The sequence below is a fragment of the Rhizobium sp. USDA 3886 genome (assembly GCF_056279785.1).
Genome location: NZ_JBWCDC010000002.1, coordinates 312,495 through 331,799, shown reverse-complemented (window position 1 = coordinate 331,799; position 19,305 = coordinate 312,495). Strand labels below are relative to the sequence as shown.

Sequence of the window (19,305 nt, the reverse complement as noted above, 5' to 3'; positions counted from 1 at the left end):
ATCTCCATTCAATCTAATACAGGTTATTTCTTGTTCGAGGATTCAGGGTCTCTAGACCTCTGGAGTGCTGGAAGGCCTGATGTGTCGTGTGCCGAACGGTCTCGCTCATACGAACCCCAGACATCCCATTTTTCTTCCGAGATCGGCTTTTCCTCGGCCTCTTCCGCTGGTTCGACCAGCGGTGGCACGATCTCTCGAGCGGCCGCCTCAACCTTCCGCACATAACCGTTTGCAAACCCGCGCGTTAAGTCACCCGTGTTGTAGGCCGAGATTGCCTGGCGAAGGGCCAGTTGCTTTGCCGCGGCAGTGCCGCCGCCGGCATAGCGGCTTTCTAGCAAGTGCGCCGCAGCCGCAAGTGAAATGCAGGGCTGAAAGGCCTTTTCGATCGTGAGATTGAGGACGGAAAAGTTTTTACTGTTGATCTGCATAAGCCCAACGTCGACTGAATGTTTTGCTTCGACGCGGTTCTTGACGCTCTGGTGCGCTTGCGTTTGATCATCCCAGTGAAGGGTTTCACCGGTTGTATTGTCATGTGCCGCAAGCGGATCAAAGCCGCTTTCAACCTTGGCAATTGCGGCAAGCGTTGACGGATTAACCCGCGGAGCACACTTGCGAGCGAGGCGCTCGAACTCTCGAAAGGAGAATGGAGCGGCCTCGGTTGAAGGGCACGTCGAGGTCACCATCACGAGGGCCAATGGCCAAGCTGCGTGTAACATTTCCCTATCACCTCAGTTGCGGCTGCCAGAAAGAGTTAGCGTCATCTATAGGTCGCCGTTTTGCCGGAGGTCTGTTACTCTAGGATGTTGCAATTCGATCTTTTGGTTTCATTTGAAGCAAATACGGTTTTAGCGCGTTCCGCGAGCACTAGACGAGTCGATGCAAGTGCCGTGACGTAGGTGGTTTGCTGCACAAGTGGAAGAACCAATCTACCTTGTTTAAAGCGATGGAATGAAAGGCCGATGCTGGAGGGTGCTTCTGTGAATATCGACCCAAGAGTCGAACAAACAGCGGCTTGTCTGTAGCATCGTGACCTTGCCCCGTTGAAATAATGCATTTTGAAGTAAGCTCTGGCCCATTGAGAGGACCAGAGAATGAAGCGCAACCGTTTCACGGACGAACAGATCATCGGCATTCTGAAGGAGCACGGCGAGCCTGCGAACGGCACGCCGGTCTCGGAGCTTTGCCGCAAGCACGGTGTCAGCGATGCCAGCATCTATAAATGGAAAGCCAAGTTTGGCGGCATGGAGGTGTCCGAGGCCAAGCGGCTGAAGACGCTGGAGGACGAGAACACGAAGCTAAAGCGGCTTCTGGCTTATGCCATGCTCGACAATGCCGCTATGGTCTGCCTCGTCCGTGCAAGGATACGCGACATCGTAAATGACGAATCCAGTTGCATAAATGTATCCGGCCTCTCGCGAGTGGGCTGCGGTTGCAGCCAGGCCATGATGAGATCCGCACACGCCGTTCCCAATAAATGGTTCGGGCACGAAGCCGCTTTTTTGCGCAGGACTTACGGCATGTTGATCCACTGTTTCGTCATCACTATTCCCGAGCCTTGCAATCGAGTTTGGATCGTCAGGTGAAGGCAGGGTCTCTGCGTTCGTAGAGCGCTCCAGGCTTGGTCAGGACAACCCAGACAATCCGGGCCATTTTAGCGGCAAGTGCGACGTGAGCGCGACGAACACCCCACCTTTGCTTTTGTGATTGAGGCGGCGAGATAAGCTCCTTCATCGATAGGAGCGGAACGGGATGGTTGGAGATCGCGCTGATGCCATGCTTGAAGTCATGGATGAAGGCATGCATGAAGCCAGGCATGAGGGAAAATATCGTCGGATCGAGGTGATCACCGGTCGGCGGCAGCGGCGGAATTGGACTGACGAGGAGAAGGCGCGGATTCTTGCGGAGAGCGCCGAACCCGAGGTGAACATCTCGGCTCTTGCCCGGCGCTGGGGCGTCAACCGCGGTTTGCTGAACGTCTGGCGTCGGGAAGCCGGGTTGACCTCTCGTCGATCTGCCAAGGCCTGCGCACACCAGGCGGTGTTCGTTCCGGTGACGGTGGTTGGCGATCGAACGGATTACCAGGGCTCGCCGTCGGATGTCGCCCACGTCGCCGCCGGTCGAATTGAGATCGAGATTGCCGGCGCGCGCCTGACCGTGATCGGTTCGGTGGCGCCCGAGTTGGCGCAAGCGGTAGTAGCGGCGTTGCGAGGTCGCCGGTGATCGGTCTTTCGCCGAATGGCGTAAAGATCATGGTGGCGACGCAGCCTGTCGACTTCCGGCGCGGCATGAATGGCCTGGTGGCCTTGGTGGCGTCAGCGCTTGCGGCTGATCCTTATTGCGGTGACGTGTTCGTGTTCCGCGCCAAGCGTTGCGATCGCCTGCGCTGCATTTACTGGGACGGGTCAGGCATGATCCTAGCGACGAAGTGGTTGGAAGCGGGCAAGTTCGTTTGGCCGCCGGTCCGCGATGGCGCGATGCAGATGAGTAGCCAAGAGTTCTCGCTTCTGCTGGCCGGCATTGACGGACACGGGTCAAGCGAAACGCGGTAAAAAGGCCGACGAAAGCAGGCTGATCATATTGTATTTGCTTGAAGAATCCGACCTGTGTGGTAGGGTCTCTCATGCCGCTTCGACCTCACCCATTGGCGATGTCACGTTGTTTGATCAAGGTCGGAACAAGGCGCTTGTGTGAGACGTCAGGCGGTTGCGCCGGTCACGGCTTTCCACTGCGCCATCGCGCGGATCCGATGGATGTGGATGGCGAGGGCTGAGTTTTTCTGGTGCGGGGGGACGAAGAGATTTCGGAGTGCCGAAAAGATCGATATGAACCGTTGCAAGCCGCCGACGGATCGAAATCCCTGCATCATCCGCTCCCGTTTTCGAAGCGGCACGTGAGAATTCTCGGCCCGATTGTTCAGGCCCTTGTGCGATCGATGTTCGACGGCGGGCATCACCTCCCGTCTTGCAGCACCATATGAGCGCAATTTGTCGGTGACGATCCGCTTCGGCGTCAGGCCTTGCTTCTTCAGCAGCCTGACCAGCAATCGCCTGGCGGCTTGGGTATCGCGGCGGGCTTGAACGATCTCGTCGAGAACGTAACCGTCTTGGTCAACGGCACGCCAGAGCCAATGTTTGCGGCCGCCGATGGAAATCACCACCTCGTCCAGATGCCAGATATCCTTTCGCGAAGGCCTCTTTCTGCACAACTGCCTGGCATAAGCCGTTCCGAATTTACGACCCCATCTCCGGATCGTCTCATGGGAGACGACGATACCGCGCTCCAGCAGCATCTCCTCGACCATCCTCAGGCTCAAAGGGAACCGAAAATACAGCCAGACCGCACGGGCGATGATCTGCGGTGGAAAGCGGTGGTTCTTGTAGCTTACGGCCGGACTGTTCATCCCAACCCATTACCAGACAACCGTTAAGCCGCTGACAACGTGACATCGCCGTACGGCCGCCTCGTCTATCAGGACGAATTCGGTCTTGCGGACCTGCCATTGCCGCGGCTTCCCGGCCGCCATCAATATGCCAACGCAGCGGCCGCAATCCGCGCCGTCAAGGCAGCGGGTTTCGTCGTCACTGAAGCGATGATGGAAAAGGCTATGAATTCCGTCGAATGGCCTGGCCGCCTCCAGCGGCTGACCGAAGGCAACCTGATCGCACACGCTCCGCCCGGTGCCGAGATATGGGTCGATGGGGGCCACAATCCCGGCGCCGGCGAAGTCATCGCGGAAGCGATGGCAAATTTCGAAGAGAAGCAGCCGCGTCCGCTCTACCTCATAACCGGCATGATCAATACCAAGGAGCCGATCGGCTATTTCAAGGCCTTCGTGGGCCTTGCGGAAAAGGTCTTCTGCGTGCCGATCCGCGGCAGCGACGCGATGATCGATCCTGTGGTTCTGTCAAATTCTGCCTATGATGCTGGCCTTGTCGCCGAGCCGATGTCCACAGTCGGTGAAGCGTTGGACGTGATCAAGGAGACCCTTGATCCGCAGGTTCCGCCGCCGCGAATCCTGATCGGCGGTTCTCTCTATCTCGTCGGCGATGTCCTTGCTGACAATGGAACGCCCCCCAAATGAAATAGCCCGGTCGAAGCCGGGCTATTTCATTCAGTATGCGATCAAAAATTAAGCTGCGTTCGAAATCCAGCTCGAAAGAGCGGTCTTCGGAGCAGCACCAACCTTGATATCGGCAACTTCACCAGCCTTGAAGATGGCAAGCGTCGGAATCGAGCGGACGCCGAACTGAGCTGCCAGTTCCGGGTTTTCATCAATATTGAGCTTGGCGACCTTAACCTTGCCGGCAAGTTCGATCGCAATTTCCTCAAGACTCAGAGCGATCATCTTGCACGGACCGCACCACTCAGCCCAAAAATCAACGACGACGGGTTCTGCAGATTCCAGAACTTCCGACTGGAAGTTGTTGATATCGACTTTCACGGTAGCCATAGGCTGCTCCTTTAGCGGAATTTACTGTTGATCCACATGTGATGGTGGACTGTCATGGAAGCGTTCCTGTCAAAGTCCAGACTGTCCCGGTGTCCATGCTTTGATTGAGCACCGAGATGGTGCCGTTGGCCGCTCCCCTTTGATTGGCTGGATCCGTCGTCTGTTGCACGGAGTTGGAGATCATTGCAGCAGCGACCGTACCTTTACCGATCTGGACTTGGATGTTCGCGTCACCCGCCGCGGTTCGTCCTTGCATGTCGACTCGGGCAACGCCCACGTTGTGCAATGTGCCAGCCCCACGTCCTAGATCGGCGAAAGTGATTTGTGCAATGACAGCCGCACAGTCATTCTGCTGCTGCCCACGGTTCGGGGTAATTCTTCCCCGGATTGCGTTGTTGGTGTTCGTCTTGATCAACGGCATAATGAACTCCTCTCGTGCCTCCTGAAGGAGTTTCAAGATTCGTGCCAAGTCGGCCGATTGAGCTGACGAAACAATTATTCGCTGCTATCTCAAAGAGGTGGGCGGAAAATGCGGGATCGGGCGAAGAGGAATGCGTGTCGCGGAGCCGACAAAGGTGACGATGAATGTCGTAAGTTGGACGCTTGAAGATAGCTATAGATGTGAGCTTTCCCGGTTGCCGCGTTGAGTGGAAATTTTCTTGTTATTTGACAGAGCGTGACCGAAAAGCTTATAAAGCAGCTATATCCCCGTCATTGCCATCAGATAAAGGAAGGGCCGGCCCGATCGGCGCTCAGTGCGATGCCTCGACTCCGCGCTTTGCAAGCAAACATTTCAACGCTGGCGCCGCTGGTCGGCTATGCCTCCGAAGGTGCTGACAAGAGGCGGCGGGGTGATGTCACGTTGTCAGCGGCTTAGGACCGATCGACATTCAGGATTCCAAATCGGTTGATCACTGATTCATAGGGTACCGTGTGAAGCACGGAGGCCTTGATGGGAGTGAAGCGATACGAGTTGAACGAGGCGCAATGGTCGAGAATTGCGCCTTTGTTGCCAGGCAAGGCCAGCGATCCAGGTCGGACGGGCGTAGATAACCGGTTGTTTGTGAACGGATGTTTGTGGGTGCTGCGCTCGGGTGCACACTGGCGGGACCTGCCGGAGCGCTACGGCAAGTGGAAGACGGTCCATCGCCGGTTCAGTCGCTGGTGCCATGCCGGCGTATGGGAACGGGTCTTTGATGCCCTCACTGCTGACCGGGACAATCAGTACTTAATGATCGACAGCACCATCGTGCGTGCCCATCAACAGGCGGCGAGCGGAAAAGGGGGGCCAAGGATCAGGCGCTGGGGCGTTCCAGAGGTGGACTAACGACCAAGATCCATATGCTGGCCGATGCACTCGGGCGTCCCTTGCGCTTTATCGTGACGGCCGGCCAGGTCGGCGACATCACGCAAGCTCCCGCTCTTCTTCATGATCAGACAGGTCAGGCCGTTCTGGGCGATAAAGCCTATGACAGCAATGCCTTGCGGGCAACAATCGCGAAGATGGAGGCCGAAGCGGTCATACCCTCAAACCGTTCCCGAAAAGTCATCATTCCGCATGATCCGATCATCTACAAGCATCGCAATCGCATCGAAAGGTGCTTCAATCGCCTGAAACACTTCCGACGCTTTGCCACACGCTACGAACGTCGAACTATTCACTTCATAGGATTCATCCATCTCGCTGCGATCATGATCTGGATACCATGAATGTCGATCGGCCCTTAAGACTAGAGCGCGATGTGATCGCCCCCTAAGAGGCAAGACGCGATGATGCCCGTTCGCCGTTCCGATCGGCCCTCCATGCTGCGACAAGACAAGCCAGAACCGCTATGCTCCAATAGATGTTAGTGGAAGTTTCCACTGATGACCCGTATTGTCCGCCGCACCATGTCTGGTCACGGCATTAGGCGTCGACGGAGCAATGCAGCCGACAAGAAAAATGGTACTACTACGTAGATACAAAGAGCGCCGATATGCAGGCCGACATCGATCACCGGGCGGCCGAGCATTGTCGGACGGATGAGCTCGATCGAATGTGCCAGCGGCAAGAATCGTGTTACCTGTTGAAAAGCGCCAGGCAGTTGGTCGACTGGAAAGACAGCGCCGGACAGGAACAGCATCGGTGTGATGACGAGCGTCTGATAGAATATGAAATAGTCGTAACTGGGCGCAAGTGCCGTGACGACCATGGCTAGGCTCGCAAACGCTAGGCCGGTCAGGGCGATGATCGGCAGCGCATAGAGGAGGGACGACCATTCCGCGTAGCCCAGCATGGCGGCGACGATCCCAATTCCGGTACCCGCCAGAGACGCCTTGGTCGCTGCCCACGCCAATTCACCGACAACGATATCGCCGATCGTGACCTGTGTGTATAGGATTGCTTCCCAAGTGCCTTGAGAGCGCATGCGAGCGAAAGCCGCGTAAACCGTTTCGGAGGTCGACGCGCTCATCGCGCTTGTCGCAACCAGTCCGGCTGCCAGAAATGCAATGTACGATACGCCGTCAACGCGCCCAACCATCATTCCCAAGCCAGTGCCGAGGCCGAACAGGTAGATCAAGGGGTCGGCGAGGTTACCTAGGATCGACGCAAGCGCGACTTTTTTCCATGCCAGATAATTGCGGCGCCATACGGAAACCCAGTTCCACACGTTGGCGGGCAGAGCCGCCGCATAAAGCTTCCACATCGTTCAGTCCTTCAGCTCACGCCCGGTCAACCGTAAAAAGACGTCCTCAAGATTAGGCGCACGCTGTAGAATGCGCAGACCCGCGCGCCCGTCCAGTTGCACTCGCACCTGCTCTGGGTCGGGGGCATAACAGAAGAGGGTCTCGCCGCTCACCTCTATGTGCCGCGCGTATGAACTGACCAGCGCACTCAACTCATGGGGATTCCCACCGTAGACCTCAATTACCTGGCAACCGATCTGCTCGTCTATCAGCTCTTGAGGCCGGCCTTCGGCGATCTTTCGCCCTTCTTCGAGCACGCACAGCCGGTCGCACAACCGCTCGGCCTCTTCCATGATATGGGTGGTCAGGAGAATCGTCTTGCCGCGTGCCAACAGCGAGCGCAGCCGTTCCCAGATCAGGTGGCGCGCGTGCGGGTCGAGTCCAGTGGTCGGCTCATCCAATATCAAGAGCTGGGGGTCGTTGATGAGCGCACGCGCCAGTGTCAGGCGCCGCCTCATACCGCCGGATAGGTCCACGACACGGGCATCGGCTTTGCTCTCAAGGCGCGCAAACTCAAGGAGCGATGGGATGATCGCTTCGATTTCGTTCTTGCTCATCCGGAAGTATCGCCCGAAGACCAACAAGTTCTCGCGCACGGTGAATTCCAAGTCGAGGTTGTCGAACTGCGGAACTACGCCGATACCCATGCGAGCTAGGCGAGCCCGCGCAGGCACCGGCACCCCGAGCACAGTGATCTCACCCGTACTAGGGGTTGTCATGCCAAGGATCATACGCGTGATCGTGCTTTTCCCCGCGCCGTTCGGCCCTAACAGACCGAAGCACTCACCCGCCGCAACGGTGAACGAGAGTCCATCGACAACGGATCTGTCACCGTATGACTTTTTTACGTCGGCAAGATCGATTGCCACGGTTGACATGGAATCAGGTGTGGAAATCTTGACGCTGAAACCCGTGGGGCCCTCCCGCTCGAACGGACTCGGCTCAAGGCGGCACGAAACCTGTGGGCCCAACTCACGATTTAACAATTGACTTTCGCCTCCTTTTGCAAAACTCGCCGATCTACGGTATCTGGCTAATCACGCGACATCGGACGTGCCTTCGGATGCCGCCAACCTTGGGCTTTGCACCGCGATCTGCTTTCGACCGCTGTCCGGTACATTCGGAGCGAAACCGCGCGACAGCCAATCGCTGTTAGACAATGTACACAAGGCATAGGCTTTCAAAGGAAGTAAGAGAAAGAGGTTAATAGGTGTGTGCAGCGCGAAACCCAAAAATCTAAGTTGGCGAGCACGAAACGCTACAACACTGCAGCGTATCATGGTCATGGAGACAATCATCAAGACTGTCCAGCATGGCACTGTGGCTGACAGTATGAATTCCGCAAGTCCCGTCACTAGTGACACCGCGAGTAACAGCGGCCCGACATTCTGCCCGATCACGTCGAACGTGAGAAAGCGGTCAAGGCCTGGCAGTAGCTGGAGTGCTAGAAAGGTGTCCCGGAACGTGCTGCGTGCCCAACGCAGTTGTTGGCGCAGATACGATCCCAGCGTGTCCGGAACGACTGTTGCTACGACGGCGTCCGGAACATACTCGGTTCGGAAGCCTGCTTTCAGCATGAGAATCGTCAGATGGCGATCCTCACCGAAGTCACTTGGTCTGCCCCGAAACAGTTGCGTCTCGTACTGATCTAGCAGGGAAAGGAGCGCGGACCGCCGGTACATAGCACTTGGGCCGCAGCAACACATCACGGCACCGAAGCGTGCCTGTGCCGCGCGTTCTTCGTTGCAGGCAAGCCAATACTCCATATCGATCAATCGCGTCAGCCAAGTGTCACGCCGGTTGCTGGCGATCAACTGGCCCATCACCGCACCGACCCCCGGATTTTGCATCGTCAATGCGAGCTTGGTCACGACGTCGGACGCGACAGTGCTGTCTGAGTCCACATTTAGCACCAAATCTCCAGATGATTGGCGTATTGCGGCGATCTGCGCTTTGCGTTTTCCGACATTCTCCGGGAGCAGAATAAAGCTGAACCTCGGATCGCGCGCATAAGCATCATGTACACGCACGATTGCGTCGCGGTTCCTAGAACCGTCATCGACGACATAGACTCGCAGTTCTCCAGCATAATCCTGGTCTGCAATGGACGCGAGGCACGCCGAGAGGATGCGCGGGTCCTCGTTAAAGCAGGGGACGATAACATCAACGGCTGGCCGGGGGCCGGTCGCGACCGGTGGCGCCGAGATTGCTGATCCGTTTGCGGGGCGAGTATAAAGGACCTGCATGCTCTTGTAAGCGGTCGAGAGCAGGGCATAGAGCGAGATGGCGGCGATGCTGGCTGTGTCAAGCAGATACATGGGCTCTCGTCTGTTCTGTGATGCTGGGAAGTGCACGAATTCGAAAACCATGGCTGTGCAGCGCCGGGATGATACGTGAAAGCGCCAAAAGAGTTTGGTCACGCAGACCCGAAAGCCCAACCTCATCGGGAGGACAGCCGTCGTGCAAAAGCACGATTGCGCCAGGTCGAGCAGTAGAAAGTACTGCATCAACAATCGCGTCGACGCCCGGCCGAGACCAATCTCTCGGGTCTGACGACCACTGGACGGCCTCAAGTCCGGCGCTCGCTGATTTGGAAAGCACGTCCTCGGTCCAAGCCCCGTAAGGCGCTCGTATATGGCGGACCGCAGCCTCGGGACACGCCGAGAGAATGGCCTTATTTGCCTCAATTATCTCACGTTCTACTTCGTGAAGTCCGCATGTTGACAGGTCCGGATGAGTCATCGTGTGATTAGCAACCTCGTGACCTTCCGCCACGATCCGCCGGATGAGTTCCGGCTGCTCTTTCGCATACGCACCGATGACGAAGAACGTCGCCGGCACGCGGTGTTCAGCCAGGACATCCAATATCTGTGGCGTAGAAAATGGGTTAGGACCGTCGTCAAACGTTAAATAAACGCTGCGATCTTCGGTGCCGCCGGCGCTATTAACCGGCACTTCGCGCATATAGTCGAATTGTGTCATAGTACTGGTCCGTTGCGTTCTATCAACGTGCCGGACGGCCACTCGCTCATGGTGCGTCCGATCGGAATCACTAAGACGAGCAGGTCCTCGATGCGGGTGGGGGGGATGTCGGGACGAAAATCTGGAAGGGTCGACCGGACACTAACCCCAGTCAGCACGCTAACCATACCGGTTCGAGCATATTTTTCGACGTGGTTCCGCATGGCGTGCCGAACCGTACCGAAGGCGAAGGGGACGCCAAACTCCTGCAGCGTCGGAAACAATGCGCTGACCGAATGAGCGATGCCCATTCCCTCCAGATCCGGTCGCACCCCGTACAAACCCAATTCAGCCACGGGGAGATCAGTCTCACCAACCTTTATGAAACGGCGCAACAAGCCCATGTGACTTGCTATTCCGCGGGAGTCGTAGCCAATTGCACGTCGTTCCGGCCTCGCGCCGGCCCAACTTCGGCCGCCCTCGAATGGTTTCGCGTGGAACACTCCTGACGGCCCATAGGTTTTTTTGAAGAACTCAGAAAGTTCTGAGTGGTCTGACCGTTCCAACTCATTTTCCCAGTATAGTTTCCACTGTACATTCGAGGGCATGCAAGAACTCCAGCTTGTATTTTACCCAACACGATCAAAGCAGTGGTAGGATAAGCGCACGTTACGCCTGGTAAGCGGATTGTGACGCCGGTTGACGAGGTCCTCGAGCAGTACGAGCCAGATCAGGGATCATCGTGACTTCTTGTTTCCGCCGACGCCTTGATTTCGCTTGCGTTCGGGGTTTATAAGCACGCTGCAACATTAGTAAAATTGATTGTTTGAATGACAATCATCCACACTGCGGATCCATTACACATGCGTTTCAAAGGCCTTGATCTAAATCTCCTCGTTGCGCTCGACGCTCTGATGACCGAACGCAAGCTCACGGCCGCGGCACGCAGCATCAATCTCAGTCAGCCAGCTATGAGCGCGGCTATCGCCCGGTTACGCACCTATTTCGGCGATGACCTATTTATAATGCAAGGCCGCGAACTCATTCCAACACCGCGTGCGGAAGCGCTCGCCTCCGCGGTCCGGGACACCCTGCTGCAAATTCAGTTCTCGATTATTTCCTTGGAAACGTTCGACCCTGCCCAGTCGGAACGGCGTTTCAGGATCGTCCTTTCCGATTTCATGACACTCGTGTTCTTTGAGAAGGTCGTGCAGCGCGTCGCACGAGAAGCTCCCGCCGTCACCTTCGAGTTGGTTGCCCCTAATGACGAGCCTGCTGAGCTTCTCCGCCGCGGCGATGTCGATTTTCTAATCCTGCCGGATTTGTTCATGTTGAGTGCGCATCCCAGAGCGAAACTGTTATCCGACACACTCGTGTGCGTCGGCTGCCCTACCAATGAGCAGCTGTCACGGCAGCTTTCCGTCGAAACATATATGTCGATGGGGCATGTTTCACCCAACTTCGGGCGCACGGTGAAGCCCAGCATCGACGAGTGGTTACTGGTGGAGCACGGTCTCAAGAGGCGCATCGAACTCGTCGTGCCGGGCTTTACCTTAATCCCGCAGTTGCTATCACGCACCGACCGCATAGCGGTGTTGCCGTTGCGTCTTGCCAATCATTTCGCAAAAACGACACCCCTGCGGATCGTAGAACTTCCGGTGCCAGTTCCTCCAATCACCGAGGCTGTCCAATGGCCCACCCTCTACAACGGTGATCCAGCAAGCATCTGGATGCGGGAGTTACTGGTAGAGGAAGGGACCCGCATGGAATCCCAGTCGGAAAACTCTTAGACTTACAAAATGGAATCGCCTGCGTTGATGTGTGAACTGCATAGTGCCAGTGGGTGAAACAGCATGCATTTGAAAGGGAATGCCAAAACACTGCATTGCCTGCTCAGACACGCACCAGGATCGCGAAAACAGAGATGCTCGATGAGTTGCTGACTTCCTGAATTGAGCCAGGTAATCTAGACTAAATGTTCGCCTGGGACCGGGGTGACCCGTCTCACAATATGCATGTATCGAGGGTTGCGAGAGCGATCCTCTCGTAGAGCCTCATGCATAGGAGACGGGGGTGATGTCACGTTGTCAGCGGCTTAACGGTTGTCTGGTAATGGGTTGGGATGAACAGTCCGACCGTAAGCTACAAGAACCACCGCTTTCCACCGCAGATCATCGCGCGTGCGGTCTGGCTGTATTTTCGGTTCCCTTTGAGCCTGAGGATGGTCGAGGAGATGCTGCTGGAGCGCGGTATCGTCGTCTCCCATGAGACGATCCGGAGATGGGGTCGCAAATTCGGAACGGCTTATGCCAGGCAGTTGTGCAGAAAGAGGCCTTCGCGAAAGGATATCTGGCATCTGGACGAGGTGGTGATTTCCATCGGCGGCCGCAAACATTGGCTCTGGCGTGCCGTTGACCAAGACGGTTACGTTCTCGACGAGATCGTTCAAGCCCGCCGCGATACCCAAGCCGCCAGGCGATTGCTGGTCAGGCTGCTGAAGAAGCAAGGCCTGACGCCGAAGCGGATCGTCACCGACAAATTGCGCTCATATGGTGCTGCAAGACGGGAGGTGATGCCCGCCGTCGAACATCGATCGCACAAGGGCCTGAACAATCGAGCCGCGAATTCTCACATGCCGCTTCGAAAACGGGAGCGGATGATGCAGGGATTTCGATCCGTCGGCGGCTTGCAACGGTTCATATCGATCTTTTCGGCACTCCGAAATCTCTTCGTCCCCCCGCACCAGAAAAACTCAGCCCTCGCCATCCACATCCATCGGATCCGCGCAATGGCGCAGTGGAAAGCCGTGACCGGCGCAACCGCCTGACGTCTCACACAAGCGCCTTGTTCCGACCTTGATCAAACAACGTGACATCGCCATCACAGCCGCTCCAAGATGGTCCCCAATGAACCTGCGACGGTCCCTGCGCGACCTGAAAATCGGCACTATCCCAGCAATTTCCTGAAATTGCGCATGAAGTGCCGGTCACTGTCTTAAATAATACCTGTCACATCCCCAACACTCTGACGCAATATCACCGCGATTGAAAGATGAAGCAGCTCACAACTCGACAAGCAGGCCGTCGAGATTTCAGTCCAACTGCCTCAACTGTCACACTCGGCCCATTGAGGCTTGGCCTAACGAATAGAATCTTCGAACTGCCATCTGAAAAACTGCATTTCATAAACGGAGGCGCCCCCCCGATCTGAGGCTAGCGCCCTAAGACCAGCACGAATTTGTTGCCGTTCTGACTCGGACAACCAACTCATGACACCGTCGTCACCTTTGTCGGGTCTTTGACAACGCTGTATTTCCTTAAGCGGCGCCCTTTTGCCGTCTAAATCGCTGGAATAGCAGCAGATATTTTTTGCCCACCTCAATTTAGCTGTCTGGCACGACTCTTGAAACACTTCATGCGAGGCGGCGGAAGCTGCCGACGGCATCCACGTCGCGGGACAACCGCGTTGGTTCAAACAAGTGAAGGAAAGAACATGGCAGCTCTGCGTCAGATCGCATTCTATGGGAAGGGTGGCATTGGCAAGTCCACCACATCCCAAAATACGCTCGCCGCTCTTGTTGACCTCGGGCAGAGGATTCTTATCGTTGGCTGCGACCCCAAGGCCGACTCCACCCGACTTATCCTGAACTCGAAGGCGCAGGACACGGTGCTGGATCTTGCGGCAAAGGAAGGTTCGGTGGAAGACCTCGAGGTCGAAGACGTGCTCAAGGTTGGCTACAGAGGTATCAAATGCGTGGAGTCTGGCGGTCCCGAGCCAGGCGTCGGCTGCGCCGGACGCGGCGTCATCACCTCGATCAACTTTCTAGAAGAGAACGGCGCCTACGACAATGTCGACTACGTCTCCTACGACGTTCTCGGCGACGTGGTGTGCGGCGGCTTCGCGATGCCGATTCGCGAAAACAAGGCCCAGGAAATTTACATCGTCATGTCCGGTGAGATGATGGCACTCTACGCCGCCAACAACATCGCCAGGGGTATTCTGAAATATGCCAGCGCCGGCAGCGTGCGTTTGGGCGGGCTGATTTGTAACGAGCGTCAAACCGACCGCGAGCTCGACCTCGCCGAAGCTCTGGCTGCTAAGCTTAATTCCAAGCTCATTCACTTTGTGCCGCGCGATAACATCGTCCAGCACGCTGAGCTCAGGAAGATGACAGTGATCCAATATGCGCCGGAATCTCAGCAGGCAGCGGAATATCGCGCGCTGGCTGAAAAGATCCACGCAAATTCGGGCCAGGGCACCGTCCCGACGCCCATCACCATGGAGGAACTGGAGGACATGCTGCTCGACTTCGGCATCATGAAGACCGACGAGCAGATGCTTGCCGAGCTTCATGCCAAGGAAGCGAAGGCGGCAGCCGTCCACTAACAGGCATGCCGACAAGAATGGCGCGCAGCTTTATGCAGCGCGCCATTCCACGCACCAATGCCTCGTTGATGAGGCTTCATCCGAACCTTTAAAAAAGGGGACAGGCCCAATGAGCCTCGACTACGAGAATAACAGTGATTTCCACGCGAAGCTAATCGAGGACGTACTATCGCAGTATCCCGACAAGGCGGCGAAGCGCCGCAGTAAGCACCTCGGTGTCGCAACGGGCGGAGAGGGATCCAGCGAGGGCGCGAACGCGGTTTCCGAATGCGACGTGAAGTCGAACATTAAGTCCGTTCCAGGCGTGATGACGATCCGCGGCTGCGCCTATGCCGGCTCAAAAGGCGTCGTTTGGGGACCGATTAAGGATATGGTTCACATCTCGCATGGGCCGGTCGGTTGCGGCCAATATTCCTGGTCACAGCGCCGCAACTACTACGTCGGCCTGACGGGCGTCGACACTTTCGTGACAATGCAGTTCACCTCAGACTTCCAAGAGAAGGACATCGTTTTCGGTGGCGACAAAAAGCTGGAGAAGGTCATCGATGAGATCGAGGAACTGTTTCCGCTTAATAACGGCGTCACCTTGCAGTCGGAATGCCCAATCGGCCTGATTGGCGACGACATCGAGGCTGTCTCGCGAAAGAAAGCAAAGGAGCACAACAAAACCATTGTGCCCGTGCGCTGTGAGGGCTTCCGCGGTGTGTCGCAATCGCTCGGCCATCACATCGCCAACGATGCGATCCGCGATTGGGTCTTCGACAAGAAGCACGTGGAATTCGAGTCCAGTCCCTTCGACGTTAATGTGATAGGTGATTACAACATCGGCGGCGATGCATGGGCCTCCCGCATTCTGCTCGAGGAGGTCGGGCTGCGTGTGGTCGGCAATTGGTCCGGGGATGCCACGCTGGCCGAAGTCGAGCGCGCACCGAAGGCCAAGCTCAACCTCATTCACTGCTACCGGTCGATGAATTACATCTCTCGGCACATGGAGGAAAAATACGGCATCCCCTGGATGGAGTATAATTTTTTCGGTCCGTCCCAGATCGAAGCCTCTTTGCGCAGCATCGCCAAGCATTTTGGGCCGGAGATCGAGGATCGGACTGAGAAGGTCATCGCCAAGTACCAGCCCTTCGTCCAGGCTGTGACGGAGAAGTACCAGCCGCGCTTGGATGGCAAAAGGGTGATGCTTTACGTCGGCGGATTGCGCCCCCGTCACGTCATCACTGCCTATGAGGACCTCGGCATGGAGATCGTCGGCACCGGCTACGAATTCGGCCACGGCGACGACTATCAGCGCACCGGTCACTATGTCAAAAAGGGCACGCTGATCTACGACGATGTGACCGGTTACGAACTGGAGAAGTTCATCGAGGGGATTCGCCCCGACCTCGTCGGTTCAGGCATCAAGGAGAAATACCCGGTACAGAAGATGGGCATTCCGTTCCGTCAGATGCACTCCTGGGATTATTCCGGCCCTTATCACGGCTATGACGGCTTCGCCATCTTCGCCCGTGACATGGATCTCGCCATCAACAATCCGGTCTGGGGTCTCTACGACGCGCCTTGGAAAAAAACGGCGGCGCCTGCAACGGCAGTTGCAGCCGAATGAGAGCCCGGTCTCTCGCGGCAAACCGTCGCGGGAGACTTGAAAAATCTCGAAGGTTTCTCTCTCGCCGCAAGTCGCGGCCAGATTTAAAGAGGTGACTACTATGCCGCAATCGGCCGAAAAAGTTCTCGATCACGCTCCTCTATTCCGCGAGCCGGAATACAGGCAAATGCTTGCCGAGAAAAAGCTGAATTTCGAATGCCCACACCCGGACCAGGTTGTTTCGGAGCAACGCGAGTTCACCAAGACCTGGGAATATCGCGAAAAAAACCTAGCCCGCGAAGCGCTTGTCGTGAACCCGGCCAAGGCCTGCCAGCCGCTCGGCGCAGTTTTCGCGGCCGCCGGATTTGAGCGGACGATGTCATTTGTCCATGGCAGTCAGGGCTGCGTTGCCTACTATCGATCACACCTGTCGCGCCATTTCAAGGAGCCGTCATCTGCGGTCTCATCTTCGATGACAGAAGATGCGGCTGTGTTTGGCGGCCTAAAGAATATGGTCGACGGTCTCGCCAATACTTATAAGCTCTACGACCCGAAGATGATCGCGGTCTCGACCACCTGTATGGCAGAGGTCATCGGCGATGACCTGCACGGGTTTATTGAAAATGCAAAAAATGAGGGCTCCGTCCCGCGCGATTTCGACGTGCCTTTCGCCCATACGCCAGCCTTCGTCGGCAGCCATGTCGATGGCTATGACAGCATGGTAAAAGGCGTGCTCGAGAATTTCTGGAAGGGCACGGCGCGCACGCAAGTCGCTGCTTGCATCAACATCATTCCGGGCTTCGACGGCTTCTGCGTTGGCAACAATCGCGAATTAAAGCGTCTGCTCGATATGATGCGGGTGACCTACGTGTTCATCCAGGACGCCGCCGACCAATTCGATACGCCTTCCGACGGTGAGTTCCGTATGTACGACGGAGGAACCAAGATCGAGGACGTGAAGGCGGCTCTGAACTCGGAGGCGACATTGTCGTTGCAGCACTACAATACGCGCAAGACGCTGGAATATTGCAACGAGGTCGGACAGGCGACAGCCTCCTTTCATTACCCGCTCGGCGTTACGGCGACCGACGAATTGCTGATGAAGATATCGGAGATTTCCAAAAGAGAAATTCCTGAGGCAATCCGACTGGAACGCGGAAGATTGATCGATGCAATGGCCGACAGCCAGTCCTGGTTACATGGCAAAAAGTACGCGATCTACGGCGATCCGGACTTCGTTTACGCCATGGCCCGGTTCATCATGGAGACCGGTGGCGAGCCAACACACTGCCTCGCCACAAACGGCACCTCAGCCTGGGAGACCGAGATGAAGGAGCTCTTCGCATCCTCGCCCTTCGGCAAGGATGCGCAGGTGTGGGCGGGCAAAGATCTTTGGGCAATGCGCTCACTACTTTTGACCGAGCCGGTGGATCTCTTGATTGGCAATTCCTATGGCAAGTATCTTGAGCGCGACACCGGCACGCCCCTGGTTCGGCTGATGTTTCCGATCTTTGACAGGCACCACCACCACCGCTTCCCCCTCATGGGCTATCAAGGTGGGCTACGTGTCCTAACGGCCATCCTCGACAAGATCTTTGACAAGCTCGATTGCGAGACGATGCAGCCGGGTGTGACAGATTATTCGTACGACCTCACTCGCTAAGAGCGGCGGCCGGCTTAGGCCGGCCATCTCCCAATCGAACCTGAAGGCCAACGCAATGTCCCCGCACACCCTCAAAATCCAAGATGCGTTCGACGAGCCTGCCTGCGAGAGAAATCGCAACAAGGACCCCAAGGCGCGCAAAAAGGGCTGCTCCAAGCCGTTGATCCCCGGAGCGACAGCCGGTGGTTGCTCCTTCGACGGGGCCAAGATCGTGCTGCAGCCGATCACTGACGTCGCGCATCTGATCCATGCGCCGCTCGCCTGCGAAGGCAATTCCTGGGATAATCGCGGCGCTGCGTCTTCTGGTCCCACGCTTTGGCGCACAAGCTTCACCACTGATCTTACCGAACTCGACATAGTGATGGGGCACAGCGAGCGGAAGCTCTTCAAAGCGATCCGCGAGATCAAAGAGGCGTATGCGCCGGCTGCAATCTTTGTCTATGCAACCTGCGTTACGGCGATGATCGGCGATGACATCGAGGCGGTTTGCAAGCGCGCGGCGGAAAAGTTCGCCATACCGGTGGTGCCGGTCAATGCGCCGGGGTTTGCGGGTTCTAAGAACCTCGGTAACAAACTTGCCGGCGAGGTGTTACTCGACCACGTCATAGGTACGGTAGAGCCGGATGACCCAGGCCATCACGACATCAATATCCTTGGCGAATTCAACCTCTCAGGCGAATTCTGGCTGGTGAAGCCGCTCTTGGACAGGCTTGACATCCGTGTCCGTGCCTGCATTCCGGGCGACGCGCGCTATCTGCAAGTTGCTTCCGCGCATCGCGCACGTGCAGCTATGATGGTGTGCTCAACCGCCCTGATCAACCTCGCTCGCAAGATGGAGGAGCGCTGGGACATTCCCTTCTTCGAGGGCTCCTTCTACGGCATCTCCGCCACCTCCGAAGCGCTCCGGCGGATCGCTGAATTGCTCGTAATGAAAGGCGCCGACACCGAGCTCCTTAATCGCACGGAAGCGCTTGTCGTGGAAGAAGAGGAAAGAGCGTGGAAGAGGCTGGAAGTCTATCGGCCCCGGCTCGAAGGCAAGCGCGTGCTTCTCAACACTGGAGGCGTGAAATCCTGGTCAGTCGTCCAATCGTTAATGGAAATCGGCATGGAGATCGTCGGCACATCGGTCAAGAAATCGACGGCCGATGATAAGGAGCGAATCAAGCAAATTCTAAAGGACGAGAACCACCTGTACGAGTCGGTTGCACCGCGCGAGCTTTACTCGATGTTGTCCGAGCAAAAGGCTGACATCATGTTGTCGGGCGGTCGCACGCAGTTTATCGCGCTGAAGGCGAAAATGCCTTGGCTCGACATCAATCAGGAGCGACATCACGCTTACGCCGGTTATGACGGCATGGTGCAGCTCGCACGCCAGATCGATCTCGCAATCCACAATCCGATCTGGGCGCAGGTGCGCGAACCGGCACCGTGGGAGCAGGCCATGACCACCGAGGAGAAGTTGGAAGACAGAACAGCAAGTGCATCAAATTTTGCCGGCGAAACCGCCGGTGATGACTGTTGAGGTAA

At 56.7% G+C, this 19,305-nt stretch carries 15 protein-coding genes and 5 pseudogenes; 11 read left to right on the top strand and 9 right to left on the bottom strand.

From position 1 onward, the window contains the following. Nucleotides 1–23 precede the first annotated feature (23 nt). Complete coding sequence (locus ACZ9BX_RS21840) at nucleotides 24–716, bottom strand: type IV secretion system lytic transglycosylase VirB1 (protein ID WP_027513751.1); 693 nt, start codon at nucleotides 714–716, stop codon at nucleotides 24–26. Nucleotides 717–1,091: 375 nt separating this feature from the next. Here ACZ9BX_RS21840 and ACZ9BX_RS21835 point away from each other — a divergent pair. The 3 genes and pseudogenes from ACZ9BX_RS21835 to tnpB all read left to right on the top strand — a co-directional run. Continuing rightward, nucleotides 1,092–1,340: pseudogene (locus tag ACZ9BX_RS21835) on the top strand (transposase); the annotation flags it as partial. A gap of 409 nt (nucleotides 1,341–1,749) precedes the next feature. Beyond that, nucleotides 1,750–2,220: an IS66-like element accessory protein TnpA gene (gene tnpA / locus ACZ9BX_RS21830; protein ID WP_027513752.1), complete on the top strand. Its 471-nt coding sequence runs from the start codon at nucleotides 1,750–1,752 to the stop codon at nucleotides 2,218–2,220. After that, nucleotides 2,217–2,572 (top strand): annotated as a pseudogene (gene tnpB / locus ACZ9BX_RS21825) (IS66 family insertion sequence element accessory protein TnpB). The gene tnpA and the pseudogene tnpB overlap by 4 nt, the downstream one beginning before the upstream one ends. A 123-nt stretch (nucleotides 2,573–2,695) precedes the next feature. Here tnpB and ACZ9BX_RS21820 read toward each other — a convergent pair. Further along, a pseudogene (locus ACZ9BX_RS21820) lies at nucleotides 2,696–3,446 on the bottom strand (IS6 family transposase). Between the two features lie 5 nt (nucleotides 3,447–3,451). Between ACZ9BX_RS21820 and ACZ9BX_RS21815 the strand changes: the two are divergent. Continuing rightward, a pseudogene (locus ACZ9BX_RS21815) lies at nucleotides 3,452–4,081 on the top strand (folylpolyglutamate synthase/dihydrofolate synthase family protein); the annotation flags it as partial. A gap of 48 nt (nucleotides 4,082–4,129) precedes the next feature. On the opposite strand, the gene trxA reads toward ACZ9BX_RS21815, so the two are convergent. Next, entirely contained in the window at nucleotides 4,130–4,450 is a 321-nt protein-coding gene (gene trxA, locus ACZ9BX_RS21810) for a thioredoxin (RefSeq protein WP_132568927.1), read from the bottom strand. A gap of 52 nt (nucleotides 4,451–4,502) precedes the next feature. Beyond that, nucleotides 4,503–4,871, bottom strand: a complete 369-nt coding sequence (locus tag ACZ9BX_RS21805; protein ID WP_087006186.1) for a hypothetical protein — start codon at nucleotides 4,869–4,871, stop codon at nucleotides 4,503–4,505. A 531-nt stretch (nucleotides 4,872–5,402) separates the two neighbouring features. On the opposite strand from ACZ9BX_RS21805, the gene ACZ9BX_RS21800 reads away from it, so the two are divergent. After that, a protein-coding gene (locus ACZ9BX_RS21800; RefSeq protein ID WP_245505987.1) for an IS5 family transposase occupies nucleotides 5,403–6,160 on the top strand; the annotation gives its coding sequence in 2 pieces (ribosomal slippage) (nucleotides 5,403–5,727 and nucleotides 5,727–6,160; 759 coding nt in all). 188 nt (nucleotides 6,161–6,348) lie between these two features. Here the strand turns inward: ACZ9BX_RS21800 and ACZ9BX_RS21795 are convergent. From ACZ9BX_RS21795 to ACZ9BX_RS21775, 5 genes are read right to left on the bottom strand one after another with little or no spacing between them, the layout of a single operon-like run. Beyond that, nucleotides 6,349–7,137 (bottom strand): ABC transporter permease, encoded by a 789-nt coding sequence (locus ACZ9BX_RS21795; RefSeq protein WP_027513881.1) that lies wholly within the window; start codon nucleotides 7,135–7,137, stop codon nucleotides 6,349–6,351. A gap of 3 nt (nucleotides 7,138–7,140) precedes the next feature. Next, nucleotides 7,141–8,163, bottom strand: coding sequence for a nodulation factor ABC transporter ATP-binding protein NodI (gene nodI / locus ACZ9BX_RS21790; RefSeq protein ID WP_084606775.1), 1,023 nt, complete (start codon nucleotides 8,161–8,163; stop codon nucleotides 7,141–7,143). A gap of 51 nt (nucleotides 8,164–8,214) precedes the next feature. Further along, nucleotides 8,215–9,495: a chitooligosaccharide synthase NodC gene (nodC, locus tag ACZ9BX_RS21785; RefSeq protein ID WP_027513879.1), complete on the bottom strand. Its 1,281-nt coding sequence runs from the start codon at nucleotides 9,493–9,495 to the stop codon at nucleotides 8,215–8,217. Next, nucleotides 9,482–10,159 (bottom strand): chitooligosaccharide deacetylase NodB, encoded by a 678-nt coding sequence (nodB, locus tag ACZ9BX_RS21780; protein ID WP_132568926.1) that lies wholly within the window; start codon nucleotides 10,157–10,159, stop codon nucleotides 9,482–9,484. Before nodB ends, nodC begins: the two co-directional genes overlap by 14 nt. Then, a complete protein-coding gene (locus ACZ9BX_RS21775) occupies nucleotides 10,156–10,746 on the bottom strand; it encodes a NodA family N-acyltransferase (protein WP_027513944.1) in 591 nt (196 codons plus the stop codon). Before ACZ9BX_RS21775 ends, nodB begins: the two co-directional genes overlap by 4 nt. Nucleotides 10,747–11,001: 255 nt before the next feature. Between ACZ9BX_RS21775 and ACZ9BX_RS21770 the strand changes: the two genes are divergently transcribed. From ACZ9BX_RS21770 to nifE, 6 genes and pseudogenes are all read left to right on the top strand, one after another. Further along, nucleotides 11,002–11,928 carry a LysR family transcriptional regulator gene (locus ACZ9BX_RS21770; RefSeq protein WP_027513943.1) on the top strand — a complete coding sequence of 309 codons (927 nt, stop codon included), beginning with the start codon at nucleotides 11,002–11,004 and terminating at the stop codon, nucleotides 11,926–11,928. Nucleotides 11,929–12,214: 286 nt separating this feature from the next. Next, nucleotides 12,215–12,965: pseudogene (locus ACZ9BX_RS21765) on the top strand (IS6 family transposase). A 665-nt stretch (nucleotides 12,966–13,630) separates the two neighbouring features. Next, on the top strand, nucleotides 13,631–14,524 hold the full coding sequence (gene nifH, locus ACZ9BX_RS21760) for a nitrogenase iron protein (protein WP_027513822.1): 894 nt from the start codon (nucleotides 13,631–13,633) through the stop codon (nucleotides 14,522–14,524). Nucleotides 14,525–14,633: 109 nt separating this feature from the next. Further along, on the top strand, nucleotides 14,634–16,136 hold the full coding sequence (nifD, locus tag ACZ9BX_RS21755; RefSeq protein ID WP_027513823.1) for a nitrogenase molybdenum-iron protein alpha chain: 1,503 nt from the start codon (nucleotides 14,634–14,636) through the stop codon (nucleotides 16,134–16,136). Between the two features lie 100 nt (nucleotides 16,137–16,236). After that, nucleotides 16,237–17,778 carry a nitrogenase molybdenum-iron protein subunit beta gene (gene nifK, locus ACZ9BX_RS21750; protein WP_027513824.1) on the top strand — a complete coding sequence of 514 codons (1,542 nt, stop codon included), beginning with the start codon at nucleotides 16,237–16,239 and terminating at the stop codon, nucleotides 17,776–17,778. Nucleotides 17,779–17,833: 55 nt separating this feature from the next. Continuing rightward, a complete protein-coding gene (nifE, locus tag ACZ9BX_RS21745; protein ID WP_027513825.1) occupies nucleotides 17,834–19,300 on the top strand; it encodes a nitrogenase iron-molybdenum cofactor biosynthesis protein NifE in 1,467 nt (488 codons plus the stop codon). The last annotated feature ends 5 nt before the right edge of the window (nucleotides 19,301–19,305 follow it).

Excerpts from the sequence above, each read along its gene's own strand:
- ACZ9BX_RS21775 (WP_027513944.1), bottom strand. The coding sequence starts at position 10,746 with ATGCCCTCGAATGTACAGTGGAAACTATACTGGGAAAATGAGTTGGAA.
- nifD (WP_027513823.1), top strand. The coding sequence starts at position 14,634 with ATGAGCCTCGACTACGAGAATAACAGTGATTTCCACGCGAAGCTAATC.
- nodB (WP_132568926.1), bottom strand. The coding sequence starts at position 10,159 with ATGACACAATTCGACTATATGCGCGAAGTGCCGGTTAATAGCGCCGGC.
- ACZ9BX_RS21795 (WP_027513881.1), bottom strand. The coding sequence starts at position 7,137 with ATGTGGAAGCTTTATGCGGCGGCTCTGCCCGCCAACGTGTGGAACTGG.
- nodC (WP_027513879.1), bottom strand. The coding sequence starts at position 9,495 with ATGTATCTGCTTGACACAGCCAGCATCGCCGCCATCTCGCTCTATGCC.
- nifE (WP_027513825.1), top strand. The coding sequence starts at position 17,834 with ATGTCCCCGCACACCCTCAAAATCCAAGATGCGTTCGACGAGCCTGCC.
- ACZ9BX_RS21805 (WP_087006186.1), bottom strand. The coding sequence starts at position 4,871 with ATGCCGTTGATCAAGACGAACACCAACAACGCAATCCGGGGAAGAATT.
- trxA (WP_132568927.1), bottom strand. The coding sequence starts at position 4,450 with ATGGCTACCGTGAAAGTCGATATCAACAACTTCCAGTCGGAAGTTCTG.
- ACZ9BX_RS21840 (WP_027513751.1), bottom strand. The coding sequence starts at position 716 with ATGTTACACGCAGCTTGGCCATTGGCCCTCGTGATGGTGACCTCGACG.
- nifH (WP_027513822.1), top strand. The coding sequence starts at position 13,631 with ATGGCAGCTCTGCGTCAGATCGCATTCTATGGGAAGGGTGGCATTGGC.
- nifK (WP_027513824.1), top strand. The coding sequence starts at position 16,237 with ATGCCGCAATCGGCCGAAAAAGTTCTCGATCACGCTCCTCTATTCCGC.
- tnpA (WP_027513752.1), top strand. The coding sequence starts at position 1,750 with ATGGTTGGAGATCGCGCTGATGCCATGCTTGAAGTCATGGATGAAGGC.
- ACZ9BX_RS21770 (WP_027513943.1), top strand. The coding sequence starts at position 11,002 with ATGCGTTTCAAAGGCCTTGATCTAAATCTCCTCGTTGCGCTCGACGCT.